This window comes from Streptomyces silaceus (assembly GCF_001419745.1).
Lineage (GTDB): Bacteria > Actinomycetota > Actinomycetes > Streptomycetales > Streptomycetaceae > Streptomyces > Streptomyces silaceus.
This window is the reverse complement of sequence record NZ_LIRJ01000040.1, coordinates 1-22,171: the sequence shown is the minus strand read 5'-3', so window position 1 is coordinate 22,171 and position 22,171 is coordinate 1. Positions and strand designations below refer to the sequence as shown.

The 22,171-nt window shown below is 72.2% G+C and carries 26 protein-coding genes; 11 read left to right on the top strand and 15 right to left on the bottom strand.

The window, feature by feature from the left end; genetic code table 11:
- Nucleotides 1-63 precede the first annotated feature (63 nt).
- The gene (locus AOK22_RS04635; protein WP_107101850.1) at nt 64-1,398 is read right to left on the bottom strand and encodes an MFS transporter; all 1,335 of its coding nucleotides are present in this window, start codon (nt 1,396-1,398) and stop codon (nt 64-66) included.
- 113 nt (nt 1,399-1,511) lie between these two features.
- Nucleotides 1,512-1,955, bottom strand: a complete 444-nt coding sequence (locus AOK22_RS04630; RefSeq protein WP_055697256.1) for a MarR family winged helix-turn-helix transcriptional regulator — start codon at nt 1,953-1,955, stop codon at nt 1,512-1,514.
- Between the two features lie 240 nt (nt 1,956-2,195).
- Between AOK22_RS04630 and AOK22_RS04625 the strand changes: the two genes are divergently transcribed.
- Nucleotides 2,196-3,377, top strand: a complete 1,182-nt coding sequence (locus AOK22_RS04625; RefSeq protein WP_055697255.1) for a hypothetical protein — start codon at nt 2,196-2,198, stop codon at nt 3,375-3,377.
- A 70-nt stretch (nt 3,378-3,447) separates the two neighbouring features.
- Here the strand turns inward: AOK22_RS04625 and AOK22_RS04620 are convergent, their stop codons facing one another.
- The gene (locus AOK22_RS04620) at nt 3,448-3,975 is read right to left on the bottom strand and encodes a DinB family protein (RefSeq protein ID WP_055697254.1); all 528 of its coding nucleotides are present in this window, start codon (nt 3,973-3,975) and stop codon (nt 3,448-3,450) included.
- A gap of 220 nt (nt 3,976-4,195) precedes the next feature.
- Here AOK22_RS04620 and AOK22_RS04615 point away from each other — a divergent pair, with 220 nt between their 5' ends.
- Complete coding sequence (locus tag AOK22_RS04615) at nt 4,196-4,933, top strand: nucleotidyltransferase domain-containing protein (RefSeq protein ID WP_055697253.1); 738 nt, start codon at nt 4,196-4,198, stop codon at nt 4,931-4,933.
- A gap of 88 nt (nt 4,934-5,021) precedes the next feature.
- On the opposite strand, the gene AOK22_RS04610 is transcribed toward AOK22_RS04615, so the two are convergent.
- On the bottom strand, nt 5,022-6,248 hold the full coding sequence (locus tag AOK22_RS04610; RefSeq protein ID WP_055697252.1) for an acyl-CoA dehydrogenase family protein: 1,227 nt from the start codon (nt 6,246-6,248) through the stop codon (nt 5,022-5,024).
- Nucleotides 6,249-6,412: 164 nt separating this feature from the next.
- Here AOK22_RS04610 and AOK22_RS04605 point away from each other — a divergent pair, with 164 nt between their 5' ends.
- Nucleotides 6,413-7,057, top strand: coding sequence for a TetR/AcrR family transcriptional regulator (locus AOK22_RS04605; RefSeq protein ID WP_055697251.1), 645 nt, complete (start codon nt 6,413-6,415; stop codon nt 7,055-7,057).
- 22 nt (nt 7,058-7,079) lie between these two features.
- Here AOK22_RS04605 and def read toward each other — a convergent pair whose 3' ends face one another.
- On the bottom strand, nt 7,080-7,619 hold the full coding sequence (def, locus tag AOK22_RS04600) for a peptide deformylase (RefSeq protein WP_069884497.1): 540 nt from the start codon (nt 7,617-7,619) through the stop codon (nt 7,080-7,082).
- A 141-nt stretch (nt 7,620-7,760) separates the two neighbouring features.
- On the opposite strand from def, the gene AOK22_RS04595 reads away from it, so the two are divergent.
- The 5 genes from AOK22_RS04595 to AOK22_RS41805 all read left to right on the top strand — a co-directional run bounded on the left by AOK22_RS04595 (nt 7,761) and on the right by AOK22_RS41805 (nt 12,253).
- Nucleotides 7,761-8,999 carry a Mur ligase family protein gene (locus AOK22_RS04595; protein WP_055697249.1) on the top strand — a complete coding sequence of 413 codons (1,239 nt, stop codon included), beginning with the start codon at nt 7,761-7,763 and terminating at the stop codon, nt 8,997-8,999.
- Between the two features lie 21 nt (nt 9,000-9,020).
- Nucleotides 9,021-9,749, top strand: coding sequence for a type 1 glutamine amidotransferase (locus tag AOK22_RS04590; protein ID WP_055697248.1), 729 nt, complete (start codon nt 9,021-9,023; stop codon nt 9,747-9,749).
- A 170-nt stretch (nt 9,750-9,919) separates the two neighbouring features.
- Nucleotides 9,920-10,945, top strand: a complete 1,026-nt coding sequence (locus tag AOK22_RS04585; RefSeq protein WP_055697247.1) for a 6-phosphofructokinase — start codon at nt 9,920-9,922, stop codon at nt 10,943-10,945.
- 111 nt (nt 10,946-11,056) lie between these two features.
- The gene (locus tag AOK22_RS04580; RefSeq protein ID WP_055697246.1) at nt 11,057-12,007 is read left to right on the top strand and encodes a cytochrome c oxidase assembly protein; all 951 of its coding nucleotides are present in this window, start codon (nt 11,057-11,059) and stop codon (nt 12,005-12,007) included.
- Between the two features lie 87 nt (nt 12,008-12,094).
- On the top strand, nt 12,095-12,253 hold the full coding sequence (locus AOK22_RS41805; RefSeq protein ID WP_167357829.1) for a hypothetical protein: 159 nt from the start codon (nt 12,095-12,097) through the stop codon (nt 12,251-12,253).
- A gap of 36 nt (nt 12,254-12,289) precedes the next feature.
- On the opposite strand, the gene AOK22_RS04575 is transcribed toward AOK22_RS41805, so the two are convergent.
- Nucleotides 12,290-12,682 carry an SSI family serine proteinase inhibitor gene (locus tag AOK22_RS04575; RefSeq protein WP_055697245.1) on the bottom strand — a complete coding sequence of 131 codons (393 nt, stop codon included), beginning with the start codon at nt 12,680-12,682 and terminating at the stop codon, nt 12,290-12,292.
- A gap of 189 nt (nt 12,683-12,871) precedes the next feature.
- Between AOK22_RS04575 and AOK22_RS04570 the strand changes: the two genes are divergently transcribed.
- Both AOK22_RS04570 and AOK22_RS04565 read left to right on the top strand, forming a co-directional pair.
- Entirely contained in the window at nt 12,872-13,606 is a 735-nt protein-coding gene (locus AOK22_RS04570) for a lysophospholipid acyltransferase family protein (RefSeq protein ID WP_055697244.1), read from the top strand.
- Nucleotides 13,607-13,726: 120 nt separating this feature from the next.
- Nucleotides 13,727-14,776, top strand: coding sequence for an NAD-dependent epimerase/dehydratase family protein (locus tag AOK22_RS04565; RefSeq protein ID WP_055697285.1), 1,050 nt, complete (start codon nt 13,727-13,729; stop codon nt 14,774-14,776).
- Nucleotides 14,777-14,816: 40 nt separating this feature from the next.
- Here the strand turns inward: AOK22_RS04565 and AOK22_RS04560 are convergent, their stop codons facing one another.
- From AOK22_RS04560 to AOK22_RS04530, 7 genes are all read right to left on the bottom strand, one after another.
- Entirely contained in the window at nt 14,817-15,623 is an 807-nt protein-coding gene (locus AOK22_RS04560) for an urease accessory protein UreD (protein WP_055697284.1), read from the bottom strand.
- A 2-nt stretch (nt 15,624-15,625) separates the two neighbouring features.
- Nucleotides 15,626-16,309, bottom strand: a complete 684-nt coding sequence (gene ureG / locus AOK22_RS04555) for an urease accessory protein UreG (RefSeq protein ID WP_055697243.1) — start codon at nt 16,307-16,309, stop codon at nt 15,626-15,628.
- 95 nt (nt 16,310-16,404) lie between these two features.
- Nucleotides 16,405-17,079 carry an urease accessory protein UreF gene (locus tag AOK22_RS04550; RefSeq protein ID WP_055697242.1) on the bottom strand — a complete coding sequence of 225 codons (675 nt, stop codon included), beginning with the start codon at nt 17,077-17,079 and terminating at the stop codon, nt 16,405-16,407.
- Between the two features lie 28 nt (nt 17,080-17,107).
- Nucleotides 17,108-18,829: an urease subunit alpha gene (locus tag AOK22_RS04545; protein WP_055697241.1), complete on the bottom strand. Its 1,722-nt coding sequence runs from the start codon at nt 18,827-18,829 to the stop codon at nt 17,108-17,110.
- Nucleotides 18,822-19,133, bottom strand: a complete 312-nt coding sequence (locus tag AOK22_RS04540) for an urease subunit beta (RefSeq protein WP_055697240.1) — start codon at nt 19,131-19,133, stop codon at nt 18,822-18,824. The genes AOK22_RS04545 and AOK22_RS04540 overlap by 8 nt, the downstream gene beginning before the upstream one ends.
- A 49-nt stretch (nt 19,134-19,182) precedes the next feature.
- Nucleotides 19,183-19,485 carry an urease subunit gamma gene (locus AOK22_RS04535; protein WP_055697283.1) on the bottom strand — a complete coding sequence of 101 codons (303 nt, stop codon included), beginning with the start codon at nt 19,483-19,485 and terminating at the stop codon, nt 19,183-19,185.
- 199 nt (nt 19,486-19,684) lie between these two features.
- Nucleotides 19,685-20,305, bottom strand: coding sequence for a TetR/AcrR family transcriptional regulator (locus AOK22_RS04530; protein WP_055697239.1), 621 nt, complete (start codon nt 20,303-20,305; stop codon nt 19,685-19,687).
- Between the two features lie 126 nt (nt 20,306-20,431).
- On the opposite strand from AOK22_RS04530, the gene AOK22_RS04525 reads away from it, so the two are divergent.
- Complete coding sequence (locus AOK22_RS04525) at nt 20,432-21,442, top strand: hypothetical protein (protein WP_055697238.1); 1,011 nt, start codon at nt 20,432-20,434, stop codon at nt 21,440-21,442.
- Nucleotides 21,443-21,549: 107 nt separating this feature from the next.
- On the opposite strand, the gene AOK22_RS04520 is transcribed toward AOK22_RS04525, so the two are convergent.
- Both AOK22_RS04520 and AOK22_RS41305 read right to left on the bottom strand, forming a co-directional pair.
- Nucleotides 21,550-21,828 (bottom strand): type II toxin-antitoxin system Phd/YefM family antitoxin, encoded by a 279-nt coding sequence (locus AOK22_RS04520; RefSeq protein WP_055697237.1) that lies wholly within the window; start codon nt 21,826-21,828, stop codon nt 21,550-21,552.
- Nucleotides 21,829-21,899: 71 nt separating this feature from the next.
- Nucleotides 21,900-22,049 carry a hypothetical protein gene (locus AOK22_RS41305; protein WP_157872176.1) on the bottom strand — a complete coding sequence of 50 codons (150 nt, stop codon included), beginning with the start codon at nt 22,047-22,049 and terminating at the stop codon, nt 21,900-21,902.
- Between the last annotated feature and the right edge of the window lie 122 nt (nt 22,050-22,171).

Genomic DNA, 22,171 nt, shown 5'->3' with positions numbered 1-22,171 from the left:
GTGCTCCTCGGGCTTCGTGAGGCAGTTGCCTCCAGCGACCGGGCCACTCAGAAACCGGGCCGCTCACCGGCCGGTCCGCGTCCCTGCCGGTCGCGCCCGCAGCGCGCGGTCCGTCACCGTCAGGCCGACCAGTGCCACTGCCAGCACCGCGCCGACGCCCGCCATGAGGTGCAGCCCCGCGTCGTCGGCCCGCTGTCCGTACGCGAGGCCGATGAGACCGGAGGCCGTGATCGCGCCGAGGTACTGGGCGGTCCGCTGGAGTCCCGCGGCCGATCCGATGGCCTCGGCGGGCGCGTACATCTGCACGGCCGCCTGATTGGCCGTCCCCATGAGCCCCTGCGGGACGCCGAAGCACGCCCCCGTCAGGAGCAGCACGGCGAGGGGTGTGGCCCCCGTCGTGAACAACAGCAGCGCGCTTCCGACGGCGAGGAGCACGGCGGCGACGGTCAAGGGCGCGCGGATGCCCTTCGTACGCGCCCCGAGGAGTGAGCAGGCCAGTGCCGCGAGGGACATCGGCAGCATGACGAGTCCCGTGTGCAGCGAGGAGAGGCCGCGCTCCTCCTCCAGCCACTGCGTGAAGCCGTACATCACGCAGTAGACGACGAGATAGCTCACCCCGTGCCGCAGATACGTGCGGGCGAGCGCGCGGTTGGCGCCCAGCATGCGCAGGTCGATGAAGGGCCGGGGGTGACGCAGCTGCCACCAGGTCAGCACGGTGGAGAGCACGGCGACGGGGGCGAGCAGCCACCACATCGGATGGCGCAGGTCGAGCAGGAAGACGACGAGACAGCTGAGGGCGCCGGTGAAGAGGAGGATGCCGAGCGGGTCGAGTGCGCCTGCCGTCTTCCCTCCGCCCTGTGCGCCCTTGAGTTCTCCGTCCGCCACGGCACGCTCCTCGCGCGGCACGTCCTTGGGGATCCAGCGCAGCGCGCTCGCGTACGCGATGAGCGCCACCGGCACGTTGACGGCGAAGATGCCCCGCCAGCCCGCGGTGGCGACGAGGAGTCCGCCGAGCGTCGGCCCCACGGCGGCGCTGCCGAGCGCCGCGAAGGAGAGGCGGCCGAGGACGGTGCGCGGGGTCGGGCGGCCGAGCCGCGCGGACTCGTCGCGCAGCACGGCCATCGCGGCCGGGTACGCGGCGGACGTCCCGATGCCGAGCAGCAGCCGCGAGACGAGCAGCCACCCGAAGCCGGCGGCGAGCGCCCCGACGAGGCCCGAGGCGGCGACGACCATCAGGCCGGCGAGGAAGACCCGGCGCGGCCCGAGCCCGTCGGCGAGTCTGCCGAGCACGGGCTGGGAGACGGCGCTCGCGAGATAGAGGACGGAGACGAGCCACACGGTGTCGGCGGCGCCGACGCCGAAGTCGTGGCCGATCGCCACCAGGCCGGTGGAGATCATCGTGGTGTTGAGCGGGTTGAGCAGGGAGCCGAGCAGCAGCGGCGCGGTGAGCCGCGCGCCGAAGCCGGGCTGCTCCCCCGCCGCCGGATCACCCCGTGCGACGGACACAGCCCTCACTTCCGCACCAACCGCTCCAACAGGGCGACGGCGTCGGCCAGCTGGCGGCGCTCCGCCGGGTCGAGCTCGTCGGCGATGGCCACCGAGAGCCAGCTGCGCTTGGCCGCGTGCATGTCGGCGAACGTGCGGCGTCCCTCGTCCGTCACGGAGACGACGGACTGCCGCCCGTCGTCCGGGTCGGGCGTGCGCGTGACGAAGCCCATGCTCTCCAGTGCCCCCACGGTCATCCGCATCGACTGGGGCCGCACGAGCTCCGCGCGGGCCAGGGCGGCGGTCGTGGCCGGGCCCTCGCGGCTGAGGTGGGCGAGGACGGAACGCTGCGACGGGCTGAGCCCGGTGTCCGGCGCGGCGCCGCGCAGCCTGCGCACGAAGCGGCCGACCACGTTCGCGAGGTCGGCGGAGACCTGCTCGGGAGTGGGTTCGCCAGGGTGTCCGCTCATGTCCGCACCGTACGAGACGGGCAGTCAAACTTGCAAGTTCAGCTTGCAAGATGGCCTTGCAAGGCATCCTTGCAAGCTGCCCTGCCGACTCTCATCACGACCGCCCTTCGAGCCTGACCCTTACCTGTCGTCCCTCACACGCGATTCCGGCCCGCCTCACGCGCACACCGGGTACACCCCCGCCCCACGAGCCCCTACGCTCACCCCCATCAGGCTCAACTCACCTCCACAGAAAGGCAGATGATGGGGCAACACGTCAGTCGCAGGGACCTCATACGCCTCGGCTCGGGCGCCGCCGTCACCGCCGCGCTCACCGGCGCGGGCCTGGCCGGGACGGGTCCGTTCGGCGGCACGGCACGAGCCTCGCAGCCGTCCTCGGCGTCAGCAGCCGCGCCCGCGCCGCCCGCCGGGTCCGGCGCCGCCCCGCTCGGCCTGCCCGTGTCGCAGGCCTTCGACCTGGCCGACCCCTCCGACCCGGTGTTCATGCACCGGCCGACCTGGTGCCCGACCGTCATGCAGAGCGCGGGCTACGACCACCTCAACAAGCGGTGGTACGTCGCCCAGGTCATGTACAACCCCGGCGACGGCGTCCCCTACGCGACGCGGCTCAAAGAGGGCGACATCGCCATCACCGCGCTCAGCGCGGACGGCGCCACCAAGATCGGCCGCATGTATCTGCGGGGCTTCGGGCACGGCGCACAGATCGGCGTCGAGCCCACGGCGGCGGGCCGGCCGCCCTACCTCTGGATCGAGTACGACGCACGTGCCGCCGACGGCAGGACCGGGTTCGGTACGAAGATCTGCCGCATCAAGTACCTGGGCCCGCCCGCCTCGCAGCCGCCCCGGAGCTTCCACTGGGACGACGCGGCCGACCGCACCGCCATGGACTTCAAGGACCGCACCCCCGACCCGGCGAAGCTCCCCGGCACGGGCGCCACGCTCACCTCGCCCCGCCCGGTGGTCGACATGCACCACCGCCGCGTCCTCGTGCGCTTCGACCGCGGCGGCACTCAGCAGTGCGCCGTCTGGGACCTGGACGCGGCGGTGTCCTCGCCCCTGGGTGCCCCGCTCGCCCACCGCGCGGGCCTCTACAAGCCGCCGGTGGCGCAGGGTTTCTGCCTCTACGGCTCGTTCATGTACATCTACGAGGGCGAGGCCTACAAGAACGGTGGTCCCGGCAACGCGGACGACACGGGCAACACGTACATCACCCGCCTCGACCTCAACACCGGCGTCACCGAGAAGGCGCTGACCCGCGCCCTGAAGAGCCTCGCCTTCCGGGAGCCGGAGGGGATGAACGTCATGCTGGTCCCGGACGCGGCCGGGCCCGGCGGCTACCGTCCGCGCCTGACCTTCGGCTTCGCCTCGGGGGCCGAGGGCGACCGGCGCGCCAACATCGCGTACAAGGACAAACTGATCTGAGGCGGTGCCGCTCCAAAGGGGCTTCCGAGACGGCTCTGGAGGCGGCTACGCGGACGGCTTCGGAGTCGGCTCACGGCTTCCCGGACTGGGCCCGCAGCAGCCGCAGCTGGCCGATCTCCGCGACGTTCTTCATCAGTTCGGCGTTCACCCAGGCCGCCGTGTGCGCGAGCGTGAACCGCGGGTCGTCCCGCCAGGGGAACGTGGCGGGACACTCCAGGTCCTCGTCCGTGAGCCGTTCCAGGGCGCCCGCCCAGTCGTCGCGCGCGCGGCGCAGCCAGTCGGCCGCGGCCTGTTCGCCCGGCCAGAGGATCTCGGCGCGTTCGCGCGGCGGGCGGCCGGCCGCGTGGTCGGTCGCCACGCCCAGCCACCAGCCGAGGTGCCAGCCGACCCAGGCGATGGTGGGCACCGGCACCGGGTCGGGCTCCTCGTCCGCCCAGTCCGGCACCCAGCGCCCTTCACTGTCGGGCCGCAGGGTCCAGCACAGCTCCGCCGGCTCCCACAGGAAGTCCTCGGGCTCCAGGCGTTCCAGGTGATACTCGAAGAGGGACCAGGTCAGCTCGAACTGCCAGCTCAGCAGGGCACATTGGGAAGGCTTCACTCCGGAACCCTCACGCACGCGGTGAGGGCCCGCAACCGATATTCGCGGCCGCCGGGGCCAATGCCATGATGATCGCCATCGGCACGTTTCCCTGGCGGACGGAGAGCACGTGGCAGAGCAGACGCGGCAGGAACAGGCCGGCCCCGAGACGCAGGCACGCATCCGGGAGAGCTTCGACCGCCAGGGGCAGACCCTGATCCGCGTGACCCGCTGACAACCGATGAACGCCCCCACCACCCCCTCCGACCGGGCCCGACTCCAGGCCTCAGCCCTGGTCGAGGAACGCTTCCCCCGCGCCCTGGGCGCCGTACTCGGCGGATCAGCGGCCCAGGGCCGGGCCACCGAGAGCAGCGACCTGGACGTGGCCGTGCTCCTCCCGGAAGGGGAGCCGAGCCGACGCGAGGTCGTCCGCCACGACGGCCGTCCGGCCGAGCTCTTCCTGCACACCCTGGAGGACGTCCCCGAACACTTCGAAAGGGACCGCCTCCTGCGCCGGGGCACCATCCTCTTCCTCTACGACCAGGGCCTGACCCTGGCCGACCCGCACGGCCTCGTCGCCTCCGTACGCGCACAGGCGCGAGCGGCGCTCGCCGCGGGCCCGCCCCCGCTCGCCCCGGCGGAGTGGGACCGCGGGCGCTACGTCCTCACCTGCTACATGGACGACCTCGCCGACGCGCCACCGACCGAACGCCACGAGCAACTGGCGCTCGCCGACTTCACCCTGCGCGAGGCGGCGCAGCTCCTGATCGCCCACCACGGTGGCTGGACCGGCGTCGGCAAGTGGCTGCCGCGCAGGCTGCTCGGCGCGGACCCCGTGCTCGGCAAAGCACTCCTGGAGGGCCACCGGGCCGTCGCCGAGCGCGCCGATCCCGCTGGTCTTGCCCTGGCCGCCGAGCAGGTGCTCGGGGTTCTCGGCGGGCCCCTCCGGGAGGGGTACGTGGCGCCCTGGCGCACATGAAGGTGTGACACACGACATCCGCCCCTGCCGCCAAAGCGGCAAAAGCGGATGTTTCACGTGCAACATCGGTCGCCGGGGACCGGGTGGGTCAGCGGATCGGCATGCCCGAGAGGGTGCGGGCGATGACCAGGCGCTGGATCTCGCTCGTGCCCTCGAAGATGGTGTAGATCGCGGCGTCGCGGTGCATGCGCTCCACCGGGTACTCGCGGGTGAAGCCGTTGCCGCCGAGGATCTGGACGGCCTGCGCGGTGACCTTCTTAGCGACCTCGCTCGCGTACAGCTTCGACATCGAACCCTCGGCCGACTCGAACTTCTTGCCCGTGGTGGCCATCCAGGAGGCGCGCCACACCAGGAGGCGGGCCGCGTCGATCTGGGTGCGCATGTCGGCGAGCTGGAAGGCGACGCCCTGGTTGTCGATGATCGGGCGGCCGAACTGCGTGCGCGTCTTGGCGTACTCCAGGGCCTCCTCGTACGCGGCGCGGGCGGTGCCCACGGCCATCGCGCCGACCGCCGGGCGGGACGCCTCGAACGTGGCCATCGCGGCGTTCTTCACGCGCTCGCCGCCCGACTTGGCGCGCTCCCGGGCACGGGCCAGCCGCTCGTCCAGCTTGTCCTTGCCGCCGAGCAGGCAGTGACCGGGGACGCGTACGTCCTCCAGGACCACCTCGGCGGTGTGCGAGGCGCGGATGCCGTGCTTCTTGAACTTCTGCCCCTGGGACAGGCCCGGCGTGTTCGGCGGCACGATGAAGGAGGCGTGGCCCTTGGAGCCGAGCTCCGGGTCGACGACCGCGACGACGACGTGGACGTTGGCTATGCCGCCGTTGGTCGCCCAGGTCTTGGTGCCGTTGAGGACCCACTCGTCCTTGGCCTCGTCGTACACGGCACGCGTCCGCATGGCCGCCACGTCGGAACCGGCGTCCGGCTCGGAGGAGCAGAAGGCGGCGACCTTCACGTCGTTCACGTCGCCGTACATCTGCGGGATCCAGGTGCCGATCTGCTCCTCGGTGCCGTTGGCGAGCACGCCCACGGCGGCCAGGCCGGTGCCCATGATGGACAGACCGATGCCGGCGTCGCCCCAGAAGATCTCCTCGGTCGCCATCGGGATGCCGAGGCCCGAGGGGTCGAAGAACTGCTGGGCGTAGAAATCGAGGGAGTAGATCCCGAGCTTCGCCGCTTCCTGGATGATGGGCCAGGGAGTCTCCTCGCGCTCGTCCCATTCGGCGGCCGCGGGGCGGATCACGTCCGCGGCGAACCCGTGGAGCCAGTCCCGGACCTCCTTCTGTTCGTCGTTGAGCTCCATGGTGAACTCGGCCATGACCCCTCCAGGACCTGCGATCAACTGCGGCGTTACTTGCGGTAACCGCAGTCTGTTACTGGCCAGTAGTCCATGTCAACTCCCGGCAGCCCGTTCGATGCGCACACGTCCCCGGGTGTTACGTTGCGCGTGCGTCACCGAATCACCACGGGCGGGGAGAAGCCATGGAGACCACGCAGCGGACCGATCAGCAGCGGTCCGCCGAGCACCGGCGTCGGGAACTGCTCGAGGCCGCGGACAGGGTGGTCCTCCGCGACGGCCCCGGTGCCTCGATGAACGCCATCGCCGCGGAAGCGGGCATCACCAAGCCGATCCTGTACCGCCACTTCGGCGACAAGGGCGGCCTGTACGCGGCGCTCGCCAAGCGCCACACCGACGCGCTGCTCGAAGCGCTGCGCGCCGCGCTCGACGCCCCCGCCGAACGCAGGGAGCGGGTCGAGGCGACGCTCGACACCTATCTCGCGGCGATCGAGGCACGCCCGCAGGTCTACCGCTTCCTCATGCATCCGTCGGAATCCCCCTCCCCCGGAGAGCAGGGCTTCGACGTCGGACTGCACTCCGCGCCCCTGCTCCGCCGCCTCGGCGAGGAGCTCGCCGAGGTCATCGAGGAGCGCGTCGACCTCGGCCCGGAGAGCGCCGAACTCGCCCGTGTCTGGGGCCACGGCATCGTCGGCATGATGCACGCGGCCGGCGACTGGTGGCTCGGCGAACGGCCCTGCCCGCGCGCGCAGTTGGTGCGCAGCCTCGCCGACCTCCTGTGGGGCCGGCTGGCGGCGGCGGGCAACCGCGTCGGCGGCCCCGGCTTCTGATCCCGGGCGCCTCAGAGGGCGCTCAGGCGTTCCAGGAGGCCCTGGCGGCGGCCCGCAGCACCCTGCGCCGCCGCCAGCCCGTGACGCGGTCGGTGTAGACCCCGCCGTCCACGTGGTCGCACTCGTGCTGGAGGCAGCGCGCGAACCAGCCGGTCCCGTGCACCCGCACGGGCTCGCCGCGCAGATCGACCCCCTCGACCACCGCGTGGTCGAAGCGCGGCGTGAGCGCCTCCAGGCCGGGCAGCGACAGACAGCCCTCGGGGCCGCGCACCGTCACGCCGTCCGCCTCGACGAGCCGCGGGTTGACCACGTACCCGAGATGGCGGACGTCCTCGTCGTCGGGGCAGTCATACACGAACACCCGCCGGCCCACGCCGATCTGGTTCGCGGCGAGCCCCACGCCGTTCGCGGCGTACATGGTCGCGAACATGTCCTCGACCAGGTCCGCCAGTTCGGGGCCGAAGTCGGTGACCTCCTCGCAGGGTGTGTGCAGCACGGGGTCACCGAGCAGGGTCAGAGGTCGTACGCGCCCCGAGGCGCCCGGGATCGAGCCGTGTCGCATGGCGGCAAGAGTACGGTCCAGGTGAGCGAGCGGCATCGAGGTGGTGCCGTGATTCGGGCTTGCCAGTGGATCTCGATAGGCTGAGCAGCGAAACGATGCCGGGGGCAGGCGCGGCGCCGTACGCAAGGAGGATCTCGACAGATGTCAGGCAACACGGACCCGCTGTCGCCGCGGGCCAAGCTGGCCGTGACGGCGGGCAAGGCGGCCGCGGCGGTGTCGCGCGCGGCGGGCCGCGGCAGCGGATCGGTGATCGGCGGCAAGGTCGCGCTCAAGCTCGACCCCGAACTGCTCGGACGGCTCGCCCAGCACCTGGACGTGGTCCTCGTGTCGGCCACGAACGGCAAGACGACCACCACGCGTCTCATCGCGGAGGCACTGCGGGCCAGCGGCCCGGTCGTCTCGAACGCCCTCGGGGCGAACATGCCCGCCGGAATCACCTCGGCCCTGGCCGGCGGCTCCGACGCGAAGTTCGGCGTGATCGAGGTCGACGAGAAGTACCTCGCGGGCGTCGCCCGTGACGTCGACCCGAAGGCGATCGCGCTGCTCAACCTCTCGCGCGACCAGCTGGACCGCGCCGCGGAGACCCGCATGCTCGCCGAGAAGTGGCGCGAGGGCCTGGCCGGCTCCAAGGCCGTCGTCATCGCCAACGCCGACGACCCGCTGGTCGTCTGGGCCGCCTCCTCCTCGCCGAACGTGGTGTGGGTGGCCGCCGGCCAGGAGTGGAAGGACGACGCCTGGTCGTGCCCGTCCTGCGGCGGCGTCATGCAGCGCCCCGGGGACGACTGGTTCTGCGGCGAGTGCGGCTTCCGCCGCCCCGCGCCCAGCTGGGTGCTCTCCGGCGACCACGTCCTGGACCCGCACGGCTCGGCCTGGCCGATCCACCTCCAGCTCCCCGGCCGCGCCAACAAGGCCAACGCCGCCTCCTCGGCCGCCGTCGCCGCCGTCTTCGGCGTGCCGCCGCAGGTCGCCCTGGAGCGCATGTACCAGGTGCAGGCCGTCGCCGGACGCTACGACGTCGTGCAGTTCCAGGGCCGCGACCTGCGCCTGCTGCTGGCGAAGAACCCGGCCGGCTGGCTCGAAACGTTTTCGCTGATCGACCCGCCGCCGACCCCGGTGATCCTTTCCGTGAACGCCCGCGGCGCGGACGGCACGGACACCTCCTGGCTGTGGGACGTCGACTACACCCGCCTGGCCGGTCACCCGATCTTCGTCCTCGGCGACCGCAAGCTGGACCTCGCCGTGCGTCTGGAGGTCGCGGGCCTGGACTTCCGGGTCTGCGAGTCCGTCGACGAGGCGGTGCAGCTCGCCCCGCCGGGACGCATCGAGACCATCGCGAACTACACCGCGTTCCAGGACCTGCGCCGCCGCGTCGGCAACTGACCCCGGGTAAGGACAATGAGCATGAGCGACAACAGCCTGCGTCTGGTCTGGGTCTACCCCGACCTCCTGAGCACGTACGGAGACCAGGGCAACGCCCTCGTCGTGGAGCGCCGCGCCCGCCAGCGCGGCCTCCAGGTCGAGCGCTACGACGTACGCAGCGACCAGCCGGTGCCCACCTCCGGTGACATCTATCTCATCGGCGGCGGCGAGGACCGCCCGCAGCGCCTCGCGGCCGAGCGGCTGCGCCGCGACGGCGGCCTGCAGCGCGCCGTGGGCAACGGCGCGATCGTCTTCTCGGTCTGCGCCGGCTACCAGATCCTCGGCAACGAGTTCATCAACGACCTCGGTCAGCGCGAGCCCGGCCTCGGCCTGCTCGACGTGGTCTCCACGCGCGGCGAGGGCGAGCGGTGCGTCGGCGACGTGCTCGCCGACATCGACCCGCAGCTGGGCCTGCCCCAGCTGACCGGGTTCGAGAACCACCAGGGCGTCACGCACGTGGGTCCCTCCGCCCGCCCCTTCGCCCGCGTCCAGCTCGGCCGGGGCAACGGCACGGGCGACGGCACCGAGGGCGCGTACAACGGCACGGTGTTCGGTACGTACATGCACGGCCCGGTCCTGGCCCGCAACCCGCTCATCGCGGACCTGCTGCTCAAGCTGGCCCTCGACGTGAACGCGCTGCCGCCGACGGACGACCGGTGGTACGAGGCGCTGCGCAACGAGCGGATCAACGCCGCCCAGCAGCCCGCGTAACACCCCGGCCCGAGGGCCCGGTTGACGCCCCGCCCGCACATGTGAGCGGGGGCGTCCAGCCCTCGGACGCCTGATGCGGTCCCGCCCCCCGGCGCCTATAGGGTGTGGCGGGAACCCCGCCGGACGACGTGGTCCGGTCTTCGGCCCACGTTGCAAAGGTATTCCGGGCTATGCGCATTGGTGTCCTGACCTCCGGCGGCGACTGCCCCGGTCTGAACGCCGTCATCCGATCCGTCGTGCACCGCGCGGTGGCGGACCACGGCGACGAGGTCATCGGCTTCCACGACGGCTGGAAAGGCCTCCTGGAGTGCGACTACCGCAAGCTCGACCTCGACGCGGTGGGCGGCATCCTCGCCCGCGGCGGAACGATTCTCGGCTCCTCGCGCGTCCAGCCCGCCCATCTGCGGGACGGCGTGGAGCGCGCCAGGGGGCACGTCGCCGAGCTCGGTCTCGACGCGATCATCCCGATCGGCGGCGAGGGCACGCTGAAGGCGGCCCGGCTCCTGTCGGACGCGGGCCTGCCCATCGTCGGGGTGCCCAAGACCATCGACAACGACATCGCGGTCACCGACGTCACCTTCGGCTTCGACACCGCCGTCGGTGTCGCGACGGAGGCGCTCGACCGCCTCAAGACGACCGCCGAGTCGCACCAGCGGGTGCTCATCGTCGAGGTGATGGGCCGGCACACGGGCTGGATCGCCCTGCACTCCGGCATGGCGGCCGGCGCGCACGCCATCGTCGTCCCCGAGCGGCCCTTCGACATCGAGGAGCTGGCCAAGAAGGTCGGCGAGCGCTTCTCCGCGGGCAAGAAGTTCGCGATCGTCGTGGCCGCCGAGGGCGCCAAGCCCCGCGAGGGTTCCATGGAGTTCGACGAGGGCGGCAAGGACGTCTACGGCCACGAGCGCTTCGCCGGCATCGCCCGGCAGCTCTCCCTCGAACTGGAGGAGCGCCTCGGCAAGGAGGCGCGTCCCGTCATCCTCGGGCACGTCCAGCGCGGCGGCACGCCCACCGCGTACGACCGGGTGCTCGCGACCCGGTTCGGCTGGCACGCCGTCGAGGCCGTGCACCGGGGCGAGTTCGGCAGGATGACCGCGCTGCGCGGCACCGACATCACGATGGTGCCGCTCGCCGAGGCGGTCGCGACGCTGAAGACGGTGCCGGACGAGCGGTACGCCGAGGCGGAGTGCGTGCTGTAGCCCAACTCATCACCTGTTGAACTACCTGCCCCCGGTCGCGTCAGCGGCCGGGGGCGGTTCTACTCTGGTGCCGAACACGTCGCACAATCCGCACGAATCAGGAGCCACTGGATGGATCACAGCGGGCACGGCATGAACATGGATCTGCCGCCGTTCACGCTGGGGCGAGGCCTGGAACCCTCGGCCGACCCCTTCTTCCTCATCGGCTGCCTGGTGGCCCTCGCCCTGTACGGGTGGGGCGTGGCCCGGCTCGTGCGGCGCGGTGACAAGTGGCCGGTGGGCCGCACGGTCTCCTTCGTGCTCGGCGTCCTCACCGTCCTGCTCGTGATGTGCACCAAGCTGAACGACTACGGCATGGTCATGTTCAGCGTGCACATGGTGCAGCACATGGTGATCAGCATGCTGTCGCCGATCCTGCTGCTGCTCGGCGCGCCGATCACGCTGGCGCTGCGCGCGCTGCCCGTGGCGGCTCGCGGCAGCAAGGGGCCGCGCGAGTGGCTCCTGTGGCTGCTGCACAGCCGGTACATGCGGATCATCACGCACCCCGCGTTCACGATCCCGCTGTTCATCGCGAGCCTGTACGCGCTGTACTTCACGCCGCTCTTCGACACGCTGATGGGCTCCAAGGCGGGCCACATCGGGATGATGGTCCACTTCCTCGCCGTCGGCCTGGTCTTTTTCTGGCCGATCATGGGCGTGGACCCGGGTCCGCACCGGCCCGGTTACGTGATGCGGATGCTGGAGCTTTTCGCGGGCATGCCGTTCCACGCGTTCTTCGGCATCGCGCTGATGATGGCGACGCAGCCGATGATCGGCACGTACATGCATCCGCCCGCCTCGCTCGGCATCGACGCCCTCCAGGACCAGGAGGCGGCGGGCGGCATCGCCTGGGCGTTCAGCGAGATCCCCTCCGTGGTGGTCCTGGTGGCGCTGCTGTTCCAGTGGCGCAAGTCCGAGGAGCGCGAGGCCCGGCGCAAGGACCGCGCCGCGGACCGCGACGGGGACAAGGAGCTCGAGGAGTACAACGCCTATCTGGCCTCACTGGCCGCACGCGGACGCTAGCGGCAACCGGGCGTCACGGGGGACGATGGACCTCGGACCGCAGCCGCGGCGCGTGGGCGCACAGGGCTGCCGGGAGGAGGCTGAGCGATGCCCGGTTCCACGAAGACCATGGGTGGGTTCACCATCGGAGGCCTGGTGATGGTGACGGCCTACACAGTGGCACTCGGAAGCAACGGCTGGCTGTGGTTCGGCTGGGTCGTGCTGGGCCTGATCACGCTGGCGATGGTGCTGTCGCGCGCCACGTGAGCGGGTGACCCGGCCCGGCACGGAGGGCCCCGCGGCTCAGAACCGGAAGACGTACCCGGTGTCCGCGTCCATCGTGCAGGCGTTGGGGTACGTCTTGTGCCAGCCGATCGTCCGGCCCTGGTAGGTCCCCGTCACGCTGACCGTGACCGGGTCGAACTCCTTCGTGCACGCGTGCGGGTCCTCGGGGAGCGCGTCGAGGTCTCCCCCGGCCTCGGCGAGCGCCTCGCAGGCCTTGGCCGCCTGGGGGTGGTGCCCCGAGGGCTCGGGCTCGCAGTGCAGCAGCACGCCGCGGATCCAGGTGTTGTCCGATCCCGAGACGGTGAGGAAGAGGCCGCGCTGCGGGGTGGGGATCTCCTGCGCGGCGTGGGCGGCGGGCGCCACGGCGGCGAGCGCGAGCAGGGCGGCGGCTGTGACGGTGAGCGGGCGCATCGGTGACCTCCGGGAACGGACGGTGACATCGGGAAGAGGCCAGAGCACCCCCGTCCGTGCCGCGGGGCGAGCCGCCACGCCGTCCGTTCCCCCGCTGGGGCGCACGCAAGGGCCCGAACGGGCTCTCGCGTACGCGCGCTCGATTGGCTACTGTGCGTCGGCACCTGGTCCACGGGGAAGGCGGCCGCCATGTTCTATCTACTGCTGAAGCACGTGATCCTCGGCCCGCTGCTCCGGCTGATGTTCCGGCCCAGAATCGAGGGCCTGGAGCATGTGCCGGAGAGCGGCGCGGCGATCGTCGCGGGCAATCACCTGTCGTTCTCCGACCACTTCCTGATGCCCGCGATCATCAAACGCCGCATCACCTTCCTCGCGAAGGCCGAGTACTTCACGGGCCCCGGCATCAAGGGCCGGCTGACGGCCGCCTTCTTCCGCAGCGCGGGACAGATCCCCGTGGACCGCTCCGGCAAGGAGGCGGGCCAGGCGGCGATCCGTGAGGGCCTCGGCGTGCTGCGCAAGGGCGAGCTGCTCGGCATCTATCCGGAGGGCACCCGGTCGCACGACGGCCGGCTGTACAAGGGCAAGGTCGGCGTCGCCGCGATGGCGCTCAAGGCCCAGGTGCCGGTGGTGCCGTGCGCGATGATCGGCACGTTCGAGGCACAGCCGCCCGGCCAGAAGGTCCCGAACCTCAAGCGCGTGACGATTCGTTTCGGCGAGCCCCTCGACTTCTCCCGCTACGTCGGCATGGACAACGAGAAGGCGGTCCTGCGGGCCGTCACCGACGAGATCATGTACGCGATCCTCGGGCTCTCCGGCCAGGAGTACGTCGACAAGTACGCGGCCGTCGTGAAGGCGGAGGAGGCCGAGCGCGCCGAGGCGGGCGCCAAGGACCAGCGGAAGTTCCCGAGGATGCCGCTGAGCTGAAGCGCCGGCCCGCTGCCGTGGCGACGTGTCCGCCGAGGCCCGGGTTGCCGGCCTCTGCCGAGAGCAGATCGTCTGTCCCGCCCGGCCGCCGGAACGTACGGTCCGATCATGAAGAACGCGATGGTGATCGGTGCGACAGGGCAGACCGGGCGCGTGACGGTGAAGGCGCTCGCCGAGGACGGCTGGGCGGTGACGGCGGCGTCGCGGGGTGCGGGCCGCGACGCGGCGTGGCCCGGCGACGTGCGTACGGTACGGCTGGACCGCGAGGACGACGCGGCGCTCGCCGAGGCGGTCGGCGACGGCGTGGACCTCGTGGTCGACATGGTGGCGTTCACGGCGGCGCACGCCCGGCAGTACGAGGCCCTCGCCGACCGGATCGGGTCGGCCGTGGTCCTCTCCAGTGGCGCCGTCTACGAGGACGAGTGGGGCCGCAGTTTCGACACCCAGGAAGAGCCCGACGGATTTCCCCGGTACCCGGTGCCGCTCCCGGAGAGCCAGCGCACGGTGGCGCCGGGCGACTCGACGTACGGCACCCGCAAGATCGCGCTGGAGCGCGGGCTGCTGGCGCTCGGCGAGCGGCTGCCGGTGACGCTCCTGCGCGCGGGAGCGATCCACGGGCCGCACTGCCACGCCTCCCGCGAGCTGTACTTCGTGAAGCGGAACCTGGACGGGCGGCGCACGCGCGTCCTCGCCCACGGCGGGGGCAGCCGCTTCCATCCGGTGAGCGTCCACAACCTCGCCGAGCTGGTGCGGCTCGCCGCGGCCCGGCCCGGGTCGCGGGTCCTCAACGCGGGCGATCCCGAGGCGCCCACGGTCGCGGAGATCGGGGCGGCCATCGACGCCGTGATGGGGGTCGCGACGGAGACGGTGACGGTGCCGGGCGCGCCGCCGGCGCCGAACGTCGGGGACACGCCGTGGTCCACGGGACACCCGGTGGTGTACGACATGTCGGCGGCGGAGCGTGAACTGGGCTACCGCGCCGTGACGACGTACGCGGACAGCCTCAAGGAGACGGTGGACTGGCTCGCCGCGCGGCTCGCGGGTCGTGACGACTGGCGCGAGGCCTTCCCGAAGATGGCGGACGGCCCCTTGGGCGATCTGTTCGACTATGCCGCGGAGGACGACTGGCTGGCCCTGCGGACGGCCCGAACCGGCGGTGGCAGCACCTGACCGGTCGCCGCGGCGCGGCCGGCCGCGCCGCGGCGGCGATTCACGCCAGCCGGTGCAGGGCCTCGTCCAGGGCCCGGCGCACCTGGAGGGCGTCCGGGGCCACCGCCGTGACCAGGACGCCGGGGCCCGCCAGGGGCGTCAGGGCGGCCCACTCCCCGACGGGGGCCGCCGACGGTTTGACGTCCTCGAACTCCGGTCGCACGACGACGAGCTGCCCCACCGCACGGTGTCCGCCCAGGACGGCGGGGCCGTCCCAGCCACCGGGGGCGCCGGGGCCGCAGGCCAGTTCCTGGTCGAGGAGGAGACGGCCGGCGCGACGGACGGTGAGGCGGCTGGTGAGGCGGCCCGGGGGTTCACCCGTGCGGCCCAGCGCCTGCTCCTCGCGCAGCACCAGGCGCGCGCCCTCGGCGAGGTCGGCGCGGGTGGTGACGCGCAGGTCGCTGCCGTGCACCGAGATCAACTGCTCGGGCAGCCAGTGCAGTTCGGCGTCGTCGGCCACGCTCAGACGCACGTCGTAGTGCGCCGCCGCCTCGCTCTGGCCGGGCAGCGCCATGGTGGCCGCCGCGGAGCCGATGTGCAGCGCCGCCCCCTCGTGGACGGCGGCCTCGACGGTGAGCCGGTCGCCGCCGAGGGGACCGCTCATCGCGCCGACCAGCGTGACGCGCGCGGCGCCCGTGGTCGAGCGCGTGCGGCGCAGCGCGAGCGGCCCCTCGCCGTCCAGCACGGGCAGCGCGGTCCGGCCCCCCTTGTCCGCACGCGCCTCGACGCGGGCGGTGGCGCGGACGCCCGCGCTGCCCTGACGGTAGATGCCCCTCGTTTCGCCGGCGCCCCGAGGGGCGAGGTCCATCGTCACGCCGACGCGGTCCAAGCGGCGTACTGCTCGCGCACCCAGGCGGCGACCGGGCCGACACCCTCCTCGGACCTCAACGACTGGAAGATGACCGGGAGTTCGGCGCGCGACGCCTTCGCGTCGGCGGCCATCCGGGCGAGGTCGGAGCCGACGTGCGGGGCGAGGTCGGTCTTGTTGACGACGAGAAGGTCGGCGGTGGTGACGCCGGGGCCGCCCTTGCGCGGGATGTCGTCGCCGCCCGCCACGTCGATGACGAAGATCTGTGCGTCGACGAGGCCCTTGGAGAAGGTGGCCGTGAGGTTGTCGCCGCCGGACTCGACGAGGATCAGGTCGAGCGGCCCGACCTCGTCCTCCAGGTCCTCCACGGCCTCCAGGTTGGCGGAGATGTCGTCGCGGATCGCGGTGTGCGGGCAGGCGCCGGTCTCGACGGCGGTGATGCGCTCGGGCGGCAGGACGGCCTCGCGCAGCAGGAAGTCGGCGTCCTCACGGGTGTAGATGTCGTTCGTGACGACGGCGAGCGAGAGTTCGTCGCGCAGCGCGCGGCAGAGCGCGGCGACGGTCGCGGTCTTGCCGGAGCCTACGGGCCCGCCGAGCCCGATGCGCACCGCGCGGCGGGTTCCGTCGGGGCGGTGGGCGTCGGCGGAGACGGCGGCGGGGCCGTCGTGGGAGTGGTCGAGGTGCATGATGCTGCTCCTTCATGGTGGTGCCGGTGGTGCGAGTGGTCTGTGCGGGCGCCTGGTCGCGGGACGCCCGGCAGGGGCGTCCCGGGGCGTGGGCGCTAGGACGCGAAGAGGCGTACGGGCCAGGCGGCGTGCGCCTCCGCGCCGATCTCCAGGAGCGGCGCGGAGGCCGCGGGCAGCGCGTCGACGCCCTCGTCGGCCACGCGCCGCGCGGCGTCGGCCGCCCGGAGTGCCACGTGGTCGAGGTCCGGGGCGAGCCGGGCCAGGACCGCCGTGGCGTCGAAGGGGTCGAGACTGAGCAGCCGCACGGTGGCGGTCGCCGGTCCGCTGACCGCTTCGTACGCCGAGCAGTACGCGGCGTCCTCGGGTCCGAGCCCGGCGGCGCGGGCGGTGAGCCCGAGGACGACGGGCTGATGCGCGCCCTTGGGGAACCGCCGTGCCAGCGCGTCGAGTTCGGGGTGCGGCCAGGTGGCGCGGGCGGCCCGCATCATCTGCCGTCCGAGCCGCCGCGCCGCGGTGCGCAGCGCGGGCGACGGGGTGCGCGCGTCGGCCGCCGTGTCCAGGGCGACCGGGTCGGCGCCGAGGGCGGCGGCCGCCGCGAGGGCGGCCGACACGAGCCCGGAGGTGTGCAGCCGTCCCCGGCAGAAGACCTCCAGACTCGCGGCCCCGGTGATGCGGCCCGCCTTGACGGCCTCTTCGGCCCCGCCGGAGTGGGCGTGCCCGCCGGCGGGGAAGCGGCCGTCGGCCAGAACGAGTAGTGCTGCTCGGGACATGGGTGTCGTCGCCAGGTTCGTCGTGCCGTCAGAACAGGAAGTACCGCTGCGCGAGCGGCAGTTCGGCGGCGGGCGACGGCTCGACGAGTTCACCGTCGATGGTGACGGCGAAGCTGTCGGGGGCGACCTCGACCCGGGGCAGCGCGTCGTTCTCGCGCATGTCGGCCTTGGTGCGGCCGCGCGTGGAACGGATCGCGGTGAACTGCTTCTCCAGGCCCAGGCGTTCGGGCAGCCCGTCGTCCAGGGCCGACTGGGTCACGAAGTTGATCGAGTTCAGCGCGGGGGCCCTGCCGTGCGCGCCGTACATGCGGCGCGGCAGGACCGGCTGCGGGGTCGGGATGGAGGCGTTGGCATCGCCCATCTGCGCGTACGCGATCTGTCCGCCCTTGAGCACCACCTGCGGCTTGACGCCGAAGAACGCCGGTTCCCACAGCACCAGGTCGGCGAGCTTGCCGCTCTCGACCGAACCGAGCTCGTGCTCGATGCCCTGGGCGACGGCCGCGTTGATCGTGTATTTGGCGACGTAGCGGCGGGCGCGGTGGTTGTCGGCGCGGATGTCCCCCGGCAGGAACCCTCGGCGCCGCTTCATCACGTGCGCGGTCTGCCACGTACGCATGATCACTTCGCCGATGCGGCCCATGGCCTGGGAGTCGGAGGACATGATCGAGATGGCGCCGAGGTCGTGCAGGATGTCCTCGGCCCCGATCGTGGTGGGCCGGATGCGGGACTCGGCGAAGGCCAGGTCCTCGGGCACGGCGGGGTTGAGATGGTGGCAGACCATCAGCATGTCGAGGTGCTCCTCGACGGTGTTGACGGTGTGCGGCCGGGTCGGGTTGGTCGAACTCGGCAGCATGTTGGGCAGCGAGACCGCCGTGATCATGTCGGGGGCGTGCCCGCCGCCCGCGCCCTCGACGTGGAAGGCGTGCAGGGTCCGGCCCGCGACCGCGTCGAAGGTGGCGTCGACGAAGCCGGCCTCGTTCAGCGTGTCCGTGTGGACGGCGAGTTGGGCGCCGGTCTCCTCGCAGACGTTCAGGCAGGCGTCGATGGTGGCGGGCGTCGCGCCCCAGTCCTCGTGGATCTTGAAGCTGACGGCGCCGGCGCGCAGCTGGGCGTGCATCGACTCGGCGTTGACGGTGTTGCCCTTGCCGAGGAAGCCCACGTTGACCGGGCTCGACTCCAGCGCGGCGAACATCCGCGCGAGGTGCCAGGCGCCGGGGGTGATGGTGGTCGCCTTGCTGCCCTCGGCGGGCCCGGTGCCGCCGCCGAAGAGCGTGGTGACGCCGGAGGCCAGCGCCTCGTCGACGATGGTCGGCGAGATGAAGTGGATGTGGGTGTCGATGCCGCCCGCGGTGACGATCTTGCCGTTGCCCGCGATGATCTCGGTCTCGGGACCGATGACGAGGTCGGGGTGGACGCCGTCCATCGTGTCCGGGTTGCCGGACTTGCCGATGCCGGTGATACGGCCGTCGCGGATGCCGATGTCGGCCTTGACGATCCCCCAGTGGTCGATGATCACCGCGCCGGTGATCACGGTGTCGGGGGCGCCCTCGGCGCGCGTGGTGCGGGCCTGGCCCATCGACTCGCGGATGACCTTGCCGCCGCCGAACACCGACTCGTCGCCGGAGCGTCCGGGGCCGCCGGAGCGGTCCTCCTCGATCTCGATCAGCAGATCGGTGTCGGCGAGCCGGATCCGGTCGCCCGTCGTGGGGCCGAACAGATCGGCGTACGCGGCACGGGACAGCTCAGGCATCGAGGGCACCTCCGGTCTGGCCGCGCAGACCGGGCACGATGCGCTTGCCGGCCAGCGGGACGAGTTCGACGTCGACGGGGATTCCGGGCTCGAAGCGCACGGCGGTCCCGGCGGCGATGTTGAGCCGCTTTCCGTGTGCGGCGCCGCGGTCGAAGTCCAGACCCGGGTTGGCCTCGGCGAAGTGGTAGTGGGAGCCGACCTGGACGGGGCGGTCGGCGGCGTTGAGGACGGTGAGGCGGGTGACCTCGCGGCCCTCGTTGAAGGAGACGGGCTCGTCCGCGAAGAGGATCTCTCCGGGGATCATCCCCTGACCCGTGCCGTGCGTTGCGGCATGCATGAGGCGCGAACTCCCGTCAGACGATCGGATCGTGGACGGTGACGAGCTTCGTGCCGTCCGGGAAGGTGGCCTCGACCTGGACGTCGTGGATCATCTCGGGGATGCCCTCCATGACGTCGTCGCGGGTGAGGATCTTCCGGCCCGACGACATGAGCTCGGCGACGGTGCGGCCGTCCCGGGCGCCTTCGAGGATGTGGGAGGTGATGAGGGCGATCGCTTCGGGGTGATTGAGCAGCAGCCCCCGCGCCCTTCGCTTCTCGGCCACATCCGCGGCCACATGGATGAGCAGTCTCTCCTGCTCGTGCGGGGTCAGTTGCACGCGTCCCACCTCACAGTCCTCGCTCCGAACCGTGCGGGGTCCGGTTGCCGCGGCCACCGCGACGGATATAGATGTAACACACAGCGAAGATGCGCGATCTTGCGCACCCCGGATACAAAATCCGCTGGTGGCGTGGCACGGGAGGGTAGTTGGGAGGAGTTTCAACGAGGTTAACCAGCCATTGACCGGCTCATGACCATCAGCTGGTCTGCGCCATACTCATCAGTGCCCGTAGACCGTCCTGGAGGGCCCCCACGGGCACCTCGTCGAAGAGCGCGTACTGCGCGGCGAACCCCTGCGCCGCCGCGATCATCGTCCGCGCGACATGGTCGGCGGGGATGTCGGCGCGCATCATGCCCGCCTCCTGATAGCCCGTCACGATCTTCACCCACGCCGCGCGCACCTTGACGTAGATGTCCGCCATGAGGGCCGAGAGCTCGTCGTTGCGGAGAGTCTCCGTCCACACCTGGATCATCAGCCGCGGGAAGTACGTCCGCGGGCCCTCCCGCATGCCGGGCCGCAGATCGAGGACCTCGGAGAGCACCTTGCCCACCAGGACGTCCGGCGGGGGCGGCGGACTCTGCCGGGCCGCCGCCTCGAAGATCCCGCTGATGTCGGTGAGCACCTCGGCGACGATGGCGGCGATCAGCTCGTCCTTGCCGCGGAAGTAGCGGTAGACCGCGCCCGCCGACAGGCCCACCTCCTTCAGCACGTCCTGCATGGACGTGGCGTGGAAGCCGTTGCGCGCGAAGCACAGCGCGGCGCCGTCGAGGATCTGCCGACGACGTGCGTCGAGGTGTTCTTGGGATACGCGGGCCATGCCCTCAACGTAAAACGAACATTCATTCTTGACAAGCGTGCCGCACCGCAGGACAGTGGGCCCACACGTAAAACGAACGATCCTTCTCTATAAAGCGACCTCCCCTCTCCCTGGAGGAAGAACCCCATGTCCACACCGTCCACCGGCGCGCCCGCCCAGGGCCCCCGCATGGTGATGGTGGCCGTCCTGGTCCCCGTGCTCGTGACCTTCGCGCTCTGGGCCTTCGCCTGGCCCGCGACCCGCACCGCCCCCCGCGACCTGCCCCTCGGCGTCGCCGGACCGGCCGCCGCCGCGGAGCCGATCAGCCGTCAACTCCAGCAGCACGACGGCGCGTTCGAGATCCACCGGTACGCGGACGAGGCCGCGGCCAGGGACGCCGTCGAGGACCGGAGCGTGTACGGCGCGGTCGTCGCCACGCCCCGGGGGCCCAAGCTCCTCACCGCGACGGCCGCGAGCCCGGTCGTCGCGCAGCTGCTGCGGCAGGCCGTCCAGAAGCAGGCTCCCGAGGGCGCCGCCGTGCCGGTGGTCGACGTGGTGCCGGCGCCCGCTGCCGACCCCCGGGGCGCCGCGCTCGGGTCGAGCGTGCTGCCGCTGGCCATGGCGGGCGTCGCGGCCGGCGCGCTCGTCACGGTGCGCGGGCTGCGCGGCGTGCGCGCGGTACTGACGCTGCTCGTCGCCGCCGCGCTCGTCGGCGTCGTCGCGGCCGCGCTCACGCACAGCTGGCTGGGCGTACTGACCGGCAACTGGTGGGCGGAAGCAGGGGTGCTGAGTCTCGCCACCCTCGCGGTGGGCGGCGCCGTCGCCGGGCTCGCGGCGCTGCTGGGACCGGCGGGCATCGGAGTGGGCGCGCTCTTGATGGTGCTGCTCGGCAACCCGTTCTCCGGCGTGACCTCAGCGCCGCAGCTGCTGCCCGAACCGGTCGGATTCCTCGGCCAGTTGCTGCCACCGGGAGCCGGGGGCTCGCTGCTGCGCTCGGTGTCCTTCTTCGACGGCGCGGGGGCCGGGGGCCCGGCCCTGACCCTCGGCGTCTGGGCCGTGGCCGGCCTCGCCGCGGTGCTGCTCGGTGCCCGCCGCGGGCGGCCCGCGCCCACCCCGCAGGCCGCTGCCGCGCATCCGGAGCCGGCGCCGGTCGGCTGACGCCCGCCGGTCCGCGCCGTACAGGAACGGCCGTACGCCCCCGCTGTAGCGGACGGGGACGTACGGCCATGTGCGCGTGCGCCGCCGGGGCGCCAACGACTCCCGCGTTACGTCGCGTTGGGCCCCCGGTGCTCGGCCGCTATGCCGAAGCGCCGCGGCTCGGACGGCGCGGACGACACGGAGCCGATCGAGGTGACCGTACTGACGGTCCGCTCCCGCTCCGCGTCCGCGAGCTGTTCGAGGCGCTCCAGGTCGGCGGCGGACACGAGCGCCACGAGCGGCTTGCCGTGGCGGGTGACCACGACCCGTTCGCCGCCGTAGACGACGCGGTTGATCAGCTCCGCGAGTTCTGCGCGGGCTTGCGTCACCGGAATCTCGTAGGCCATGCCTCCAGCTTAGACGCCGTCCTTCCGGGGCCGCCGGGGCGAGCCGCCGCCCGCCCTCCGGGGATGCCGGCTCAGCGCACGGCCCAGATCCAGCCCGGCAGGGCGAGGCCGAGGGCCCGAGCCACCGCGCGGGAGGCGCGGTTGGCGGCCCTGGTGTGGCAGATCGGCACGGGAGCGCCGCCGTGCACGGCCATCGCCCACTCCCCCGCGTCGTCCCTCATCGCCCGAAGAGGGTGTGCGGGCCCCGCACGGCGGCACACCTCACTTCTCCCACTCCCCGAGAAACGTCCGTCCTGTACATTTTTTACAGAGCCCGGACCGCTCCGCGACCGGAAGCAGAGAG